The 14,478-nt window shown below is 60.6% G+C and carries 14 protein-coding genes; 9 read left to right on the forward strand and 5 right to left on the reverse strand.

Going from position 1 to position 14,478, the window contains the following annotated elements; translation table 11 throughout:
* Positions 1 to 319 precede the first annotated feature (319 nt).
* Positions 320 to 1,843, forward strand: a complete 1,524-nt coding sequence (locus tag ACIOTL_RS02680) for an NCS1 family nucleobase:cation symporter-1 (RefSeq protein ID WP_286134071.1) — start codon at positions 320 to 322, stop codon at positions 1,841 to 1,843.
* Positions 1,844 to 1,851: 8 nt separating this feature from the next.
* Positions 1,852 to 2,598: an aspartate/glutamate racemase family protein gene (locus ACIOTL_RS02685; protein ID WP_105656405.1), complete on the forward strand. Its 747-nt coding sequence runs from the start codon at positions 1,852 to 1,854 to the stop codon at positions 2,596 to 2,598.
* A 160-nt stretch (positions 2,599 to 2,758) separates the two neighbouring features.
* Here ACIOTL_RS02685 and ACIOTL_RS02690 read toward each other — a convergent pair whose 3' ends face one another.
* Both ACIOTL_RS02690 and ACIOTL_RS02695 read right to left on the reverse strand, forming a co-directional pair.
* Positions 2,759 to 2,983: a hypothetical protein gene (locus tag ACIOTL_RS02690; RefSeq protein ID WP_332499272.1), complete on the reverse strand. Its 225-nt coding sequence runs from the start codon at positions 2,981 to 2,983 to the stop codon at positions 2,759 to 2,761.
* Between the two features lie 442 nt (positions 2,984 to 3,425).
* Positions 3,426 to 4,112, reverse strand: coding sequence for an SDR family oxidoreductase (locus ACIOTL_RS02695; protein WP_400341687.1), 687 nt, complete (start codon positions 4,110 to 4,112; stop codon positions 3,426 to 3,428).
* A gap of 174 nt (positions 4,113 to 4,286) precedes the next feature.
* On the opposite strand from ACIOTL_RS02695, the gene ACIOTL_RS02700 reads away from it, so the two are divergent.
* The 6 genes from ACIOTL_RS02700 to ACIOTL_RS02725 all read left to right on the forward strand — a co-directional run bounded on the left by ACIOTL_RS02700 (position 4,287) and on the right by ACIOTL_RS02725 (position 9,265).
* A complete protein-coding gene (locus ACIOTL_RS02700; RefSeq protein WP_105656406.1) occupies positions 4,287 to 4,499 on the forward strand; it encodes a hypothetical protein in 213 nt (70 codons plus the stop codon).
* A 33-nt stretch (positions 4,500 to 4,532) separates the two neighbouring features.
* Positions 4,533 to 5,066 carry a DUF488 family protein gene (locus ACIOTL_RS02705; protein WP_400341688.1) on the forward strand — a complete coding sequence of 178 codons (534 nt, stop codon included), beginning with the start codon at positions 4,533 to 4,535 and terminating at the stop codon, positions 5,064 to 5,066.
* Between the two features lie 348 nt (positions 5,067 to 5,414).
* A complete protein-coding gene (locus ACIOTL_RS02710; RefSeq protein ID WP_332488731.1) occupies positions 5,415 to 6,401 on the forward strand; it encodes an ABC transporter substrate-binding protein in 987 nt (328 codons plus the stop codon).
* Between the two features lie 92 nt (positions 6,402 to 6,493).
* A complete protein-coding gene (locus ACIOTL_RS02715; RefSeq protein WP_181148775.1) occupies positions 6,494 to 7,474 on the forward strand; it encodes an ABC transporter permease in 981 nt (326 codons plus the stop codon).
* 4 nt (positions 7,475 to 7,478) lie between these two features.
* Complete coding sequence (locus tag ACIOTL_RS02720; RefSeq protein ID WP_332488727.1) at positions 7,479 to 8,513, forward strand: iron chelate uptake ABC transporter family permease subunit; 1,035 nt, start codon at positions 7,479 to 7,481, stop codon at positions 8,511 to 8,513.
* Positions 8,510 to 9,265 carry an ABC transporter ATP-binding protein gene (locus ACIOTL_RS02725; protein ID WP_105656411.1) on the forward strand — a complete coding sequence of 252 codons (756 nt, stop codon included), beginning with the start codon at positions 8,510 to 8,512 and terminating at the stop codon, positions 9,263 to 9,265. Before ACIOTL_RS02720 ends, ACIOTL_RS02725 begins: the two co-directional genes overlap by 4 nt.
* A 181-nt stretch (positions 9,266 to 9,446) precedes the next feature.
* Here the strand turns inward: ACIOTL_RS02725 and ACIOTL_RS02730 are convergent, their stop codons facing one another.
* From ACIOTL_RS02730 to ACIOTL_RS02740, 3 genes are read right to left on the reverse strand one after another with little or no spacing between them, the layout of a single operon-like run.
* A complete protein-coding gene (locus ACIOTL_RS02730; protein ID WP_359195257.1) occupies positions 9,447 to 10,097 on the reverse strand; it encodes an RraA family protein in 651 nt (216 codons plus the stop codon).
* 23 nt (positions 10,098 to 10,120) lie between these two features.
* Positions 10,121 to 11,098 (reverse strand): hydroxyacid dehydrogenase, encoded by a 978-nt coding sequence (locus ACIOTL_RS02735; protein ID WP_400341691.1) that lies wholly within the window; start codon positions 11,096 to 11,098, stop codon positions 10,121 to 10,123.
* A 9-nt stretch (positions 11,099 to 11,107) separates the two neighbouring features.
* Positions 11,108 to 12,415: an MFS transporter gene (locus tag ACIOTL_RS02740; RefSeq protein ID WP_400341692.1), complete on the reverse strand. Its 1,308-nt coding sequence runs from the start codon at positions 12,413 to 12,415 to the stop codon at positions 11,108 to 11,110.
* 198 nt (positions 12,416 to 12,613) lie between these two features.
* On the opposite strand from ACIOTL_RS02740, the gene ACIOTL_RS02745 reads away from it, so the two are divergent.
* Positions 12,614 to 14,284 carry an IclR family transcriptional regulator gene (locus tag ACIOTL_RS02745; protein WP_400341694.1) on the forward strand — a complete coding sequence of 557 codons (1,671 nt, stop codon included), beginning with the start codon at positions 12,614 to 12,616 and terminating at the stop codon, positions 14,282 to 14,284.
* Positions 14,285 to 14,478: the final 194 nt, after the last annotated feature.

Raw genomic sequence — 14,478 nt, forward strand, 5'->3', positions numbered from 1 at the left:
CCTGGCACATATCTCGGAGTGACTTCCTAGCTCAGGAGCAGCCATGCTTTTTCCACCGTGCATCACGCACAGCGCACAGCGGCTTGCCGTTGCGCCGCGCCCGGCCATGCCGCTTCTCGGCTCGCCGGCCGAGTTCTACGTTAATTTCGGACAGCCGATCTACCCGTAAGCGGGCCCGCCTACCTGTCCTGCGTCCCCGCAGGCAGGCACGGGCCGTTCCCCTGAACGCTCCGCTTCCCCAGATCTGTCATCTTCCCTTGCCGCAGTGCGCCCGAATGCGCCTGCCCGGATGCATGACCCTTTGACAAGGATGTCCATCATGTCGCAAAAGACCCCTGAAATGGTGCCCGAGGCCGCACCGCAGGAAAACCGGCCCGCTATCGACCGGGCCAATCCCTTCGAGTTGAGCGCGTCGCTCTACAACCAGGACCTGGCACCAACCACCCGCTCCGGGCGCACCTGGAGCTCTTACAGCATCTTCACCCTGTGGGCCAACGACGTGCACTCGCTGGGCAACTACACCTTCGCCATCGGGCTCTTCGCGCTGGGCATGAGCGGCTGGCAGATCCTCGGCGCGCTGGGCATTGGAGCGGTCCTGCTCTTCGCGCTGCTGAACTTCTCGGGGTTCATGGGCGAGAAAACCGGTGTCCCTTTCCCGGTGATGAGCCGCATCGCCTTCGGCATCAACGGCGCCCAGATTCCCGCGCTGCTGCGCGGGGCCGTGGCCATTGCCTGGTTCGGCATCCAGACCTACCTCGCCGCCCAGGTCCTCGCCGTCATGGTGATTGCCGTGGCCCCGGGGTCCGCAGCCCTGGAGCAGACCAGCTTCCTGGGACTGAACGCCCTGGGCTGGATCTGCTTCGTCGCCCTCTGGGCGGTGCAGCTGGTCATCGTCAGCTACGGCATGGAGATGATCCGCAAGTACGAGGCCTTCGCTGGCCCGGTCATCCTGGCCACCTTCCTGGGCCTGGCCATCTGGATGCTCTTCGAATCGGGTTTCAACGTCTCGATGAGCACCGGCGAATCGAAGACCGGCATCGAGATGTGGACCGCGATGTTCGGCGCAGCCGCCCTGTGGGTCTCGATCTACGGCACCTTCGTCCTGAACTTCTGCGACTTCACCCGTGGCGCATCCTCCAAGAAGGCGATCGTGAAGGGCAACTTCTTCGGCATTCCGCTGAATATGATGTTCTTCGGAGCCATCGTGGTGGTGCTGACCGGTACGCAGTTCTCCATCAACGGCCAGGTCATCACCTCGCCGTCGGATATTGTGGGCGCGATCCCGAACACCTTGCTGCTATTGCTGGCCTCCGCCGCCCTGCTGGTGCTGACCATCGCGGTGAACCTGATGGCCAATTTCGTGGCACCGACCTACGCATTGACCAACCTGCTCCCGAAGAAGCTGAACTTCCGCACCGCCGCACTGATCTCCGGAGTCATCGGCCTGGTCATCCTGCCCTGGAACTTGTACAACTCCCCCGAGATCATCAACTACTTCCTGGGCGGCCTGGGCGCGCTGCTTGGCCCGCTGTTCGGCATCATCATGGCCGACTACTGGCTGATCCGCAAAGCCCGGATCAACGTCATGGACTTGTACCGCTCGGATGCCGAAGGCACCTACTACTTCACCCGCGGCGTGAACTACCGGGCCGTCGGGGCACTGGTGATCAGCTCGGTGATCGCACTGGTGCTGGCCTTCGTCCCCGCCTTGCACGTGGTCGGCCCGTTTGCCTGGTTCCTGGGTTCGGGCGCCGGCGCCCTGGCCTACCTGGCCTTGGCCAAGCGCCAGCACGATCTGGCAGACATCGATGGCGAGCCGATCGCCGTGGCACCAACCCATTAGGACAACTCATGCGCATTCTGATCCTGAACGTCAACACCACGCAGTCCATGACCCGCGCCATCGGGGATTCCGCACGGCAGGTCGCCTCGCCCGGCACCGAGATCGTCGAGCTGACCCCGGATTTCGGGGCGGACTCCTGCGAAGGCAATTTCGAAAGCTATCTGGCGGCCATCGCCGTAATGGACAAGGTGGTCCGCTACACCGAGCCATTCGACGCGGTCATCCAAGCAGGCTACGGCGAGCACGGCCGCGAGGGCCTGCAGGAACTGCTAGATGTCCCGGTCGTGGACATTACCGAAGCCGCCGCCTCCACGGCGCAATTCCTCGGCCACAAGTATTCGGTGGTCACCACGCTGGACCGCACGGTGCCGCTGATCGAGGACCGGCTGAAACTGGCCGGCCTGACCGACCGGCTCGCCTCGGTGCGCGCCAGCGGGCTGGGCGTGCTGGAACTGGAATCCGATCCGCAGCGCGCGGTAGCGGCCATCGTCGAGCAATCCCGCCAGGCAGTGGAGCACGACAAGGCCGAAGTGATCTGCCTGGGCTGCGGCGGCATGGCCGAGCTGGAGGAACAGGTGCGGCTGGCCACCGGCGTGCCAATTGTTGATGGCGTGCGCGCAGCGGTGACCATCGCGGAGTCGCTGGTCCGCATGGGGCTGAGCACCTCAAAGGTGCGCACCTACGCTCCCCCGCGGCCCAAGACCGTGACCGGCTTTCCCATGACTCCGGCGGCCGTCGTTCCGGCGGGTCTCTGAATGCCAAGCCAAATGGCAGGCTCAGCCCAGCGCGCTCACAGTCAGCCGTCCTAGAGTTATAAGTACCTCATGAAGGTGCGAGTGATGACAAAAGGAAACCCCGGTGCTTCGGCACCGGGGTTTTCTTCTTGCCCTGCTCTCCATCGAGGACCGGATTGGCCTAGGAGAATTCAGGCACCTTCGGCAATGCCATGTTCTTCGAGAAGAACTCGGCCAGTTCCGCGCGGGCAGTCAACGGCAAGACCTGGGCGACATACATGTCCGGGCGGACGACAACCAGGGCTCCGGGCCGGTCGATCTTGCGTTCCGTGAAGATATCCTGATGCGGGATCGCGGCATAGACCTTCTCCCAGTCGGTGATCTGCACCTGGCCCACCTTCGGCATTGCCCGCACCCGGTGCAATAGCGCCCAGCACGAGGGCCGGATCCACGGCAGACCAGCCGATATCGTGCAGCAGCATGGCCGGCAGCACGATATTGGCATCGGCTTGCGGGTGATGGCCCAGCAGCTGATGGGCCAAGGACACCGAATACAGGGTGTGCGCATCATTGCTCCGGACCGCGAGAAGCTCCTTGGCGTCCTCCCACAGCTTGGCCAGCAGCGGGTACTGCTCGAACAGGCCGGGTCCGGCGCTCCCGATCCTGCTCGAGACATCGCGCCCGTAGTGATTCGCAGCGGGTTCTCGTTTGGTCATGGGCACATGATCCCACCGCTTGCCCGCAGGCAGAAGGCCCCGCATCCACTCAGTGGAAGCCGCGGAACTTTCATCCGCAGATGCAGAACAGCCCTGCCCCCGTTGCGGAGGCAGGGCTGCGGCTGCGCATTCCTAGACGATCGCTTCCACGATCGGCATGTTGCCGTTGTAGAAGTTCACGGTGGAGCAGCGTGCTGCATTATTGGCCACCACATGGGTGATCACTTCGGCGACGTTCTCGCGCGAGGTCTGCGATGCCTCGCCTTCAACGTCTGCTCCGTTCACCTTGCCTGCCTTGTCAGCCAGCACCACGCGCTGGCTGGCCGGTTCCAGGGTCAGCGCCCCCGGGCCCAGGATCGTGAAGTCCAGCTCCGTGCCGCGCAAGTACGCGTCGGCGTCGTGCTTGGCCTTGGCATAGGTGTAGAACGAGTTGGCCGGATCCAGGCTGTCCACATCCACCAGGGCGCGGCTGTAGGAGACCATCACGAAGCGGTCCACGCCGGCCTGCTTGGCGGCCTGCATGGAACGCACCGCGGCATCATAGTCCACGGCGCGGGTGCGATGCTCGTTGCCGCCACCGGCACCTGCGGAGAAGACGATGGCGCTTGCACCGGAAAAGGCCTGGGCCAACTGATCCACGCCAGCGCTTTCGATGTCGATGACTACTGGGGTGGCGCCCGTGGCGCTGATGTCGGCTGCATGCTCCGGGTTGCGGATCAGCGAGTTGACCGCGTAGCCGCGCCCAACCAGCTTGGGCGCTGCCAGCAGGGCAACCTTCCCATGTCCGCCAATGAGAACTACTCGATTTTCTTCAGCCATGAACTGCTCCTTCTGATCGATGCTCGTATTCGGCACAACAAGGCCTGCCACGAGCCTATTCCCGGCGAGCTTCGGCGACGACTTTCTGAGTGCCAGCTTGATAGCGGTCATTTCGGTTGGCAATGGGCGTACGCTCGGGTTCATAGAATTCGCACTCGACCCAGGATGAAGCTCATGAAGCAGAGAACCTTGAACTTGGAACTGAGCAATGACCAATTCGCGGACCTGGCCAATGCGCTGGAGGACCACCGGGACTATTTCAAGAAACGCGCCGATGAAGCAACGCTCGGCTTCGGGCTCGATACCGGCTACTGGCAGTCCCGTGCTGCCGAAGTCGAAGAGCTGCTCCAACTAGTCCTCAGCTCCGCCAAGCACGATCAGCATTAGCCCCGCCCCTTCCCCACCCAAGGAGCCAGCATTTTGCCCGCCGGAATTTTCACCATTGGACATTCGGCACGATCCATCGAGGAGTTCCTCGCACTGCTAACGCAGTACGGAATCACGAATGTTGTGGATGTCCGCAAACTGGCCGGCTCCCGCAAATTCCCGCAGTTCAATGCGGATGCCTTGGAAGCCTCCTTGCGAACGGCGGGAATCAGCCTGCACCGCGGGGAAGCGCTGGCCGGCAGGCGTCCTGTGAGCCGCAGCGTCGATTTCGCAGTCACTGCATGGTGGACGAACCGCAGCTTCCCTAATTACGCCGATCATGCCCTCGGGGAAGATTTCCTGCAGGCGCTCCCGCGGCTGCAGGCGCGGGCCACCGGCCAGAAGACCGCGATCATGTGCGCCGAAGCCGTATGGTGGCGTTGCCATCGCAGGATCATTGCCGATCACCGGCTGGCCCGCGGTGCCGAGGTATTCCACATCATCGATGGGCATCCGGCCAAACCCGCCGAGCTGGGCCCGGGCGCGGTGATCGGCCAGCAGTCGCGGATCACCTACCCGGCAGCCTGATACCGGCGCGCAAAACGGGCATCAATGGCAGCATCTGCGCCATGGCTCGGCTCATGCAATGAGCTGGAGGTGCAATTCATTACGCTGTCTGACGCAGCTTCCTCCATGCCTCCGGACACTAATTAAACAAGGCCGATGATCGTTATTTCTCCCTGAAATAGCCCAGTCAGCTGGGGCAAGCCTCAGCAAGAGCCACATTTGCGGACGGTTCCGGCCTTAAATTCGCGCATTTGGGTGACTTAGCTAACACAAGAGACGTTTGGCTTAATTCGCTCAGATAAGGCTAAGCTAATTATCAGATCACTCAATAGCGCAACCAACGCCGGTTGCTGTCCGAAGAAGGAAAACATGGCCTCGATTAAGCTTCGCGCCGCTGCTCTGCTGAGCATCGCCGCACTGTCCCTGACCGCTTGCGGTTCCGCAACCGATACGGCTGCTGAGGCCAAGGCCGGCGACACCAAGACTGTCACCGTTACGGACAACGAAGGCGAGAAGACCGTCAAGTCCCCTGCGCAGTCGGTCGTTGCCACGGATAACCGCACCTTCGAGACCCTGGATTCCTGGGGCATCAAGCTCACCGCAGGCGCTGTCTCGCTGATGCCGGATACCATCTCCTACACCAAGGACGAGAACATCCTGGACTTGGGCAGCCACAAGGAACCGAACCTGGAATCAGTTGTCACCGTCGACCCTGACCTGATCATCAACGGCCAGCGCTACACCCAGCACGCCGCGAAGTTCAAGGAACTGGCTCCGGAAGCCGCCATCATTTCGCTGGACCCACGCGAAGGCGAGCCATTTGACGCTGAGCTGGAACGCCAGGTCACCACCCTGGGCGAGATCTTCGGCAAGCAGGCCGAGGCCAAAAAGCTCGTTGAGGACTTCGAAGCCGCCGAGAAGCGCGTCACCGATGCCTACGACAAGGACCAGACCGTCATGGGCCTGATCGCCTCGGGCGGCGAGCTGGGCTACTCGGCTCCTACCACCGGCCGCACCGTCGGCCCGATGTTCGACTTCCTGGGCCTGACCCCGGCGCTGAAGCTCGACGAATCCTCCACCGACCACGAGGGCGACGACGTTTCGGTCGAAGCCATCGCCAAGTCCAACCCGGACTGGATCATCGTCATGGACCGCGACGCAGCGGTTGAAGCCGACGGTGCGGACTACCAGCCGGCAAAGGACCTGCTGGAGAAGTCCGAGGCGCTGCAGAATGTCACCGCCTCGAAGGAATCCCAGGTTGTCGTCATGCCTGCTGACACCTACACCAACGAGAGCATCCAGACCTACACCGAGTTCCTGAATACTTTCGCTGACGCGCTGGAAGCTGCCAAGTAGCATTCCGGACACCCCAGCCAGCTAGTGGCGAAGCCGAATTCCGGCTTCGCCACTAGAGCTGTTTTCCCACCACTTATTTCCACGGCGGCATAATGACAAGCACGACCTCCCCAGCCCGGACCAAGAGCAAGGCCCTTTCCGGAAAACTCGCATTGGGCATCCTCGCAGTACTGGTGCTGCTGGCGTTCTCCCTGTTCACCGGCGTCTACGACATCTTCGGCATGGACGACGGCGCCATGATGTTCGCCGTCACCCGCATTCCGCGCACCCTTGCGCTGGTACTGGCCGGAGCGGCCATGGCCATGAGCGGATTGGTGATGCAGCTGCTGACCCAGAACCGTTTCGTGGAGCCGACCACCACCGGCACCACCGAATGGGCGGGCCTGGGCCTACTGACCATGCTGGTGCTCTTCCCCAGCGCGTCGCTGCTGGCCAAGATGAGCGTCGCGATTGTCTTCGCCTTCATCGGCACCATGATCTTCTTCCTGTTCTTGCAGCGCATTTCGCTCAAGGCCTCGCTGACCGTGCCGATCGTGGGCATCATGCTCGGTTCCGTGGTCGGCGCCTTCTCCACCTTCTTCGCGCTGTCCACCGACAAGCTGCAGTCCATGGGCATCTGGCTGGCGGGTTCCTTCACCTCTGTGATCCGCGGGCAGTACGAGGTGCTGTGGATCGTGGCCATCGTCGCCATTGCCATCTACATCGTGGCCGACCGCTTCACCGTAGCAGGGCTCGGCGAGGAAATCGCCACCAACGTCGGGCTGAATTACCGCCAGGTGATGCTGCTGGGCACCGCGCTGATCGCGGTCGCTACCGGCGTGGTCACCGTGGTCATCGGCAACCTGCCATTCCTCGGCCTGATCGTGCCGAATATCGTCTCGATGGTCCGCGGTGACGACCTGCGCAGCAACCTGCCCTGGGTCTGCCTGCTGGGCATCGCGATCACCACGGTGTGCGACCTGATCGGCCGCACCATCATCATGCCGTTCGAGGTCCCGGTCTCCCTGATCCTGGGCGTGCTCGGCGCGGCCGTCTTCATCTTCCTGCTTCTGAGGCAGCGTAAAGTTGGCTAATCTCATGACTCACCCCGCTTTGGGCATCCACCACTCCGGCCGTTCTGCCGGGCCGCTGCCCACCAAAAAGGTCCGCAAACGCTACTGGATCACCCTGTCCATCATGATCGGGCTGGCCCTGTTCTTCGGGATCGGCTTGCTCGCCTGGGATAACCCCATGCCATTTGGCTCCGACGGATTCTGGATCATCGCCAAGCTGCGCGCCAGCAACATCCTGACCATGGTGATCGTGGCCGCCTGCCAGTCCATCGCCACGGTGGCTTTCCAAACGGTGACCAACAACCGCATCATCACCCCGTCGATCATGGGCTTCGAAGCCTTGTACCGGGTGGTGCAGACCGGTGCGATCTTCGTGCTGGGCGTTGCCGGGGTGACCTTCTTCACCGGTGTCAGCCAGTTCGTCCTGCAAGTGGCGATCATGGTGGGCCTCTCGGTGGCGCTGTACGGCTGGCTGCTTTCGGGCAAGCTGGGCAACATCCAGATCATGCTGCTGGTGGGCATCATCATCGGCACCGGGCTGGGCTCGATCTCGACCTTCATGCAGCGCCTGCTGACCCCGAGCGAATTCGATGTCCTCACCGCACGCCTGTTCGGCTCGATGGCCAACGCCGACATGAGCTACATGCCCGTGGCCATCCCGCTGGTGGCCATTGCCGGCGGCTACCTGGTGCTGTCCTCGAAGAAGATGAACATCCTGGCCCTGGGCAAGGAAACCACCATCAACCTGGGGATCAACCACCGCCGCGAGGTCATGAAGACCTTGTTCTTCGTATCGATTCTCATGGCGGTCACCACCGCACTGGTGGGCCCGCTGACCTTCCTCGGCTTCCTGGTGGCCACCTTGGCCTACCAGCTGGCGGACACCTACGACCACCGCTACATCTACCCGATGTCCTTCCTCATCGGCTTCGTGGTCCTGGCCGGCGCCTACTTCGTCATGAAGAACATCTTCTACGCAGAAGGCGTGGTCGGCATCATCATCGAAGCCGTCGGCGGCATTACATTCCTGATCTTCATCCTGCGAAAGGGCCGGCTGTGATTACCCTCAATTCCGTCAGCAAGAAGTACAGCTCCACGGTCTCCATCGGCCCGGTCAGCTTGGAAATCCCCACCGGCGGCATCACCGCCCTGGTAGGCCCGAACGGCGCCGGCAAGTCCACCATGCTCACCATGGTCGGGCGCCTGCTGGGCATCGACCAGGGTTCCATCGAGGTCTCCGGCTACGACGTATCCAAGACCAACTCGAAGGATCTGGCCAAGATCGTCTCGATCCTGCGCCAGGAAAACCACTTCGTGACCCGCCTGACCGTGCGCCAGCTGGTGGGCTTCGGCCGCTACCCGCACTCCAAGGGCCGGTTGACCCAGGCCGATGAAGAGATCATCTCGCGCTCCATCGACTTCCTGGACCTGGGCGAATTGGAAAGCCGCTACCTCGATGAGCTCTCCGGAGGCCAGCGCCAGCGCGCCTACGTGGCCATGGTCCTGGCCCAGGACACCGACACGGTGCTGCTCGATGAGCCGCTGAACAACCTGGACATGAAGCACTCGGTAGTGATGATGCAGCACCTGCAGCGCGCTGCCCGCGAGCTGAACCGCACCATCGTGATCGTGCTGCACGACATCAACTTCGCCGGCCACTACGCCGACTACATCTGCGCAATGAAGCAGGGCAAGGTCGTCGAGTTCGGCACCCCTGATGAAATCATGTGCGATGAGGTGTTGACCAAGGTCTTCGAAACCCCGGTAAAGGTCATCCCGGGCCCCAATGGCCCGCTGGCGGTTTACTACTAGGCTCATTCCCCGCTGCAGCAGTCCGCTTGTTTCCGGGCGTCTTGGTCCAATGCGCAGCCGGCATGCGCTGGCAGTTGACCGGAATCATTCCCGTCAGCGATCAGCGCAGAAGCCGCCGTCAGGTGATGACGGCGGCTTCTCTTATACTGCCAAGATTCCTAGCGAACTTGCCGAGTCGCGATCACGCCTTGATTCTGGAGTCCTCCGACGGAATCAGCGCGCGCAGGTTATTTTCTGCGGCGTCCTGCGCCATAGTCAGCTCGAGCACCATTTCAAGGTTGGCCGACGGGACAACGACGAGCCCATCCTGATCACCGAAGATGCCGTCACCGGGGTTGCATACGACATTGCCGCAGGCCACCGCACGCCCGATGGTTCCTGGCCCGTATTTAAACGGTCCCGCAGGGTTAACGCCCCTGGCGAAAACTGGCAGACCAAGTTCTGATAGGTCGGCAACGTCTCTAGTCGCGCCATCGATGACGACACCAGCGATGCCCTTGCTCACGCACAGTTCGCCCAAGATATCTCCGAAGCAAGCCCTGTTGGTTTCGCTATTTGCATTGATGACTAGAACGTCGCCCTCACGAGCATCATCCAAAGCACGGTGGATCGCCAGATTGTCGCCTTCCCTCGTCAGGATCGGAAGCACGGAACCAGAAAGCGCCAAGCCCGTGGTGATTGAGCTCAATGCTGAATTCATGACTCCCATGCGCCCTTGCGCGTCCGCTATGAGCGCCACGGGAAAATGTGACAGCTTGGCGATGGTTTCCGGGTTTGGACGCTCCCACGCAGCGTTTATCTGCAGGGAATCTGTTGGGGCTGAGATGATCATTATTCTTCCTTTTTTCTTGCTTTTCAGACCAAAGACACGAGGTTGAGTGCTGCTGAGGGCGCCTTGCCCCGCAACGCGCTGTCGATGGATTCGAATGCCTGGATGCCGGCAGCCAGGAATGCTTCGGCGCTTTGACCAGCAACGTGCGGAGTCAGGATGAGGTTGGGCAGCCCGGCGGCCGCTAGGACAGAATGTGGCAGCGGGTTCTTCATATCAACGCTTTCGCTCTGCAAGACGTCTAAAGCTGCTCCATGCAGGTGGCCGTTTTCCAGGGCCTCAAGCAAAGCCTGCTCGTTCACCAGCCCGCCGCGGGAAGTATTGACCAGAATGGCGCCCTGCTTCATATGCGCCAGCGCCTGGGTACTAATAATTTCTGCTGTCGAATCGGTTAGCGGCAGATGCAGGCTCAGCACATCTGACTGCGCGATGAGCGTGTCGAAATCCGCGGGGCCGGCACCGGCGGCACGTATGTCGCTATCAGAGACAAACGGATCGTGCACTAGAACTTTCATGCCGAAACCTGTTGCAATCGCGTGAACCATCCTGGATATGCTCCCGTAGCCCAGCAATCCCAAGGACTTTCCATGCAATTCGAATCCGAGCATGTGGGGTTTGGCTTCAGACCAGCTCCCTTGGCTGACTGCTTGCACGCCGTAAGGCGTTCTGCGCGCTAGCGACAGCAGCAGCGCAAAAACATGCTCGGCCACTGCGCGGCTATTGCTTCCCGGTGTACTGGTGACCCAGATACCGGCACGCGTCGCCGCCTCGATGTCGACGTTGTCCGTGCCAACGCCATGACGAGCGATGACCTTGAGTTTCGGAGACGCTTCGATTTTTTCTGCATCGAAGATTTCAGCACGAAGCATGACTGCATCGATCTGCTCGCTGACGGATTCATATGCAACTGCATGCTCTCCGTACCCCTGGTACACAGTTCCCAAAGCGCTGAGTTTCTTCAAAGCTTCGGCATGGATGGCATCCGAAACATAAATTGCTGGCATTGGGTTTTCCTATCGGTAAATATGGGAGAGTGATTTGCCGTTGGTGCGGACAGTGCCCAGGACTACTGCAAGCCCGATGAGCCCGAAAAGCACAAGCATGTAGGCGGGGACCAAAGTGTCTCCTGTGTTCCCGATGAGCCAGGTTGCAACGTACGGTGCGCCGGCGCCTCCAAGCACCGCTCCAACCGAGTGGCCAAAGGAAACTCCCGTCTGGCGAACCTCAACAGGGAAGAATTCCGGCATCGAGGCATAGGTGCCGGCTTGGCATAGCGCATAAGGGATCATCCCGAGCAGCAATCCCAGGATCGCCAATTTCATGCTTCCCGCGTTCATCATCGAGAAGGAAGGAATGGTGATGACAATGTATGCAAGGTAGGAGATAACAAGGATTTTCTTACTCCCGATCTTGGTGCCCCACTGTCCGGCGACCGGAATGAAGAAGGCAGCTGCAATTACCGCAATGAGTACGATTGTTGATGATTGCGCCTTGCTGAATCCAAGAATCGAACTGAAATAGGTAGCAACGAAGACAGTGCCAATGTACGTGCCGACATTCTGGACCAGCGCAATGGAGAACACTTTGGCAAGTGCCGGACGATGGTCCCGGAACATCTCCTTAAGTGGAGTATGCTCGCGGGTTTCCGAAGCGGCTTTCTGGCTGAACTCGGGGCTGTCTTCGATCTTGAGCCGCATGATCAGGCAGGCAATACCCAACGGGATAGCTAGCAGGAAAGGCAGTCGCCAGCCCCATTCCAGCATTGCGGCCGCCGGCACGAGTGTGGCAGCCAGCGCGGCCAGTCCAGCCGCAAGGGCTTTGCCCATCACGGCAACGCTGGGAATCAGCGAAATGTAGAAGTTGCGCCGTTGCGCCGGGGCCCACTCCCGGATGTAGCTGGCAGCACCACCGATTTCCCCGCCTGCTGAGAATCCTTGCAGCATGCGGCAAATGCACAGAAGCAGTGGCGCCCATAGTCCGATTTGCGCATACGTCGGAAGCACCGCAATCAAGGCAGCTGCCACGCTCATAAGGATCACGGAGCCAATGAGGCTTGCCTTGCGACCGTACTTATCGCCAATGTGCCCGAAAACGAGCGCACCGGCCGGGCGGACGACAAATGCCGACCCGAACACCAGGAAGGTGTTCATGATGCCTGCCATCGAGTCGCCGCTCGGGAAGAATACGACTGCGATCGTTGCCGCGACGTAGCCGAAAACACTGAAATCGTAGTACTCGATAAACGTACCGAGAACGGCTACTCCTGTGGCTTTCTTTGCCTTCTTTTTGTACAAGTCATCTTTGACCGATACCGAAGTCATGGTCGCCTCCAATCAGAATGAGTTTAAAAACTGGGACAGTGTCCTATTATGTAATTAGAGTGTGGGGGCACGCACATGGTCGTGTCAAGTGCATGAACTCGATTTACCGATCGCTTGCCCCGGGGTAGAGCCCAGCAGCAGATAGCCAAGCCGATCGAATTCTCGGGTAAACCCGCGAGCCAATAAACGATGCTGGCAATGGTGGAACAGCTACGACGTGCGAGAATTGAGAAGTCTCATCTTCAGGTTTCCCGGTACGGCAGAGTTGCTTTCTGGGAAATAGTGCTTAGGTGGAAAGGAATTACGGATCGCCCGGGAACGTGTTATCACGATTGTCTCGGCGGGAATGTCATGACTGAAATTGTGGCCAATAACGAGCGTATTCTTGCGGTTCTCCATGCTCTCATCACGAGGACCGAAGCCATCGGCGTGCGCGAACTCGCTTCAGCCCTCGAATCGAGCCGAAGCACCATCAACCGCATCCTCCTCGGGCTTACCGAGCATGGGCTGGCTGTCGCTTCGCCACAAGGAACCTATACCTGCGGTCCAAGGCTCAGTGTCCTAGCATGCGCTCTCCAGGACCGCCACCCGCTTTTTGCGTTGGGAAGAACGCTGACCGAGGACCTCTCGGTCAAAACCGGAGCCACTGCTTTAATGGCTGTCCACGATGCGATGCACCGGCAGGCCGTCGTGCTCACATCGCACTCCCAGCCTGGTCCCGTGGCCTACTCCCTCGATCCAGGCACCGAACTTCCACTCCATGCCGGCGCTACTGGCAGAGCCATTCTCACGCGTACCGGAATTGAAGCGCTCGGCCAGCTGCCCCTTGAGCCGAGAACTGCGGAGACAGTGACCGACTACGAGGAACTGGGCAAGCTCCTGCGACATGATCGAAAAGTCGGCTATACCATCAGCGTCGGGCACCAATTCCCCTTGGCTGCCGGTGCAGCTGCGCCCTTTGCCTTTGGCAATCTCATCGGTTCCGTTTCGATAACCCGCCCAACCTACTCGACTAGTGACGAAGACCTAACCGTATTCGGCCATATGGTCCGCCAAGCCTCAGATCAGATCTCCAGTTCCCACGCCACGGATGTATCCCTGCAGAGCACGGACAGAATCACCAATCCTGCAGGGGCAACGGCACTCGAACGCGTCGTTCGTCTTTTGACAGCATTGTGCACCTCACCCCTCAGCGTTTCGAGCGGGAAGTCCCTGGCGAGCAGAATCAATGGAAATCCCGCAACGACCAACCGTCTGGTGTCCAGCCTCGTCGCTGTAGGCCTCGCCACCGAAGACGCAGGGGTGCTGCAAGCCGGACCTCGCTTGCTGCACTGGGCCGCATTGCTTGGTCCGCAGTTGGACTTCTCTTCCATGGCGCGGCCAATTCTGGAGAATCTTTCCCGGGAAACTGGTGAAACCATTGGCTTGTCAGAATACAGTCGTGAATCGGCGAACGCCGAAATGACGCTGGTCATCAATGGCGTCAAGCCGCTTCATTACCGTCTCGCCTCCAACGTTCCCATCCCGCTCCATGCGGGCTCCGCTGGAAAATCGATTCTGGCATTCTGCGACGAGCGCGTCCTGGCTTCCGTTCCGCTAGATCCACTGACCGAGAAGACACCGGTTAACCGCAAGGACCTAGCCAAGGATCTTGCGGAGATTCGCGAACGCGGCTGGGCAATCGGCCATGGAGAACGCTTGCCAGATGCGTTTGGAATCAGCGCCCCGATCTTCCAAGATCGCGTCATTGCGGGGTCTGTTACAGCAACCATCGCTCAGGTGCGTCTGCCGGAAACCGACCTGGATCTGCTCATTGAAAGTGTCCAAGGCGCCGCAGCCCAAATTACGCGATTGCTCTCGGTCGAATAGCCGCGAAGCTCCGGCTGCTGGCCCGCACTAGGCCGGCAAGGACCCGACGCGAAAACTAATCCTGCACGGCAACGGAACCAACCAGGCAAGGCCAGCGGCAGGCCAACCGATATTGGGGTCGATTGCCGAAGCCATAGACCCAGCTCCCCCAACCCGGTAGGGAGGCAACGATGCGCCCGATCCATGAAACAATG

Origin of the sequence: Glutamicibacter sp. NPDC087673 (genome assembly GCF_044743255.1) — a bacterium.
Taxonomy (GTDB): Bacteria; Actinomycetota; Actinomycetes; order Actinomycetales; family Micrococcaceae; genus Glutamicibacter.

Bases quoted from the DNA above. Each gene is read 5' to 3' on its own strand.
- ACIOTL_RS02680 (WP_286134071.1), top strand. From the start codon at position 320: ATGTCGCAAAAGACCCCTGAAATGGTGCCCGAGGCCGCACCGCAGGAA.
- ACIOTL_RS02685 (WP_105656405.1), top strand. From the start codon at position 1,852: ATGCGCATTCTGATCCTGAACGTCAACACCACGCAGTCCATGACCCGC.
- ACIOTL_RS02690 (WP_332499272.1), bottom strand. From the start codon at position 2,983: ATGCCGAAGGTGGGCCAGGTGCAGATCACCGACTGGGAGAAGGTCTAT.
- ACIOTL_RS02695 (WP_400341687.1), bottom strand. From the start codon at position 4,112: ATGGCTGAAGAAAATCGAGTAGTTCTCATTGGCGGACATGGGAAGGTT.
- ACIOTL_RS02700 (WP_105656406.1), top strand. From the start codon at position 4,287: ATGAAGCAGAGAACCTTGAACTTGGAACTGAGCAATGACCAATTCGCG.
- ACIOTL_RS02710 (WP_332488731.1), top strand. From the start codon at position 5,415: ATGGCCTCGATTAAGCTTCGCGCCGCTGCTCTGCTGAGCATCGCCGCA.
- ACIOTL_RS02715 (WP_181148775.1), top strand. From the start codon at position 6,494: ATGACAAGCACGACCTCCCCAGCCCGGACCAAGAGCAAGGCCCTTTCC.
- ACIOTL_RS02720 (WP_332488727.1), top strand. From the start codon at position 7,479: ATGACTCACCCCGCTTTGGGCATCCACCACTCCGGCCGTTCTGCCGGG.
- ACIOTL_RS02730 (WP_359195257.1), bottom strand. From the start codon at position 10,097: ATGATCATCTCAGCCCCAACAGATTCCCTGCAGATAAACGCTGCGTGG.
- ACIOTL_RS02735 (WP_400341691.1), bottom strand. From the start codon at position 11,098: ATGCCAGCAATTTATGTTTCGGATGCCATCCATGCCGAAGCTTTGAAG.
- ACIOTL_RS02740 (WP_400341692.1), bottom strand. From the start codon at position 12,415: ATGACTTCGGTATCGGTCAAAGATGACTTGTACAAAAAGAAGGCAAAG.
- ACIOTL_RS02745 (WP_400341694.1), top strand. From the start codon at position 12,614: ATGGTGGAACAGCTACGACGTGCGAGAATTGAGAAGTCTCATCTTCAG.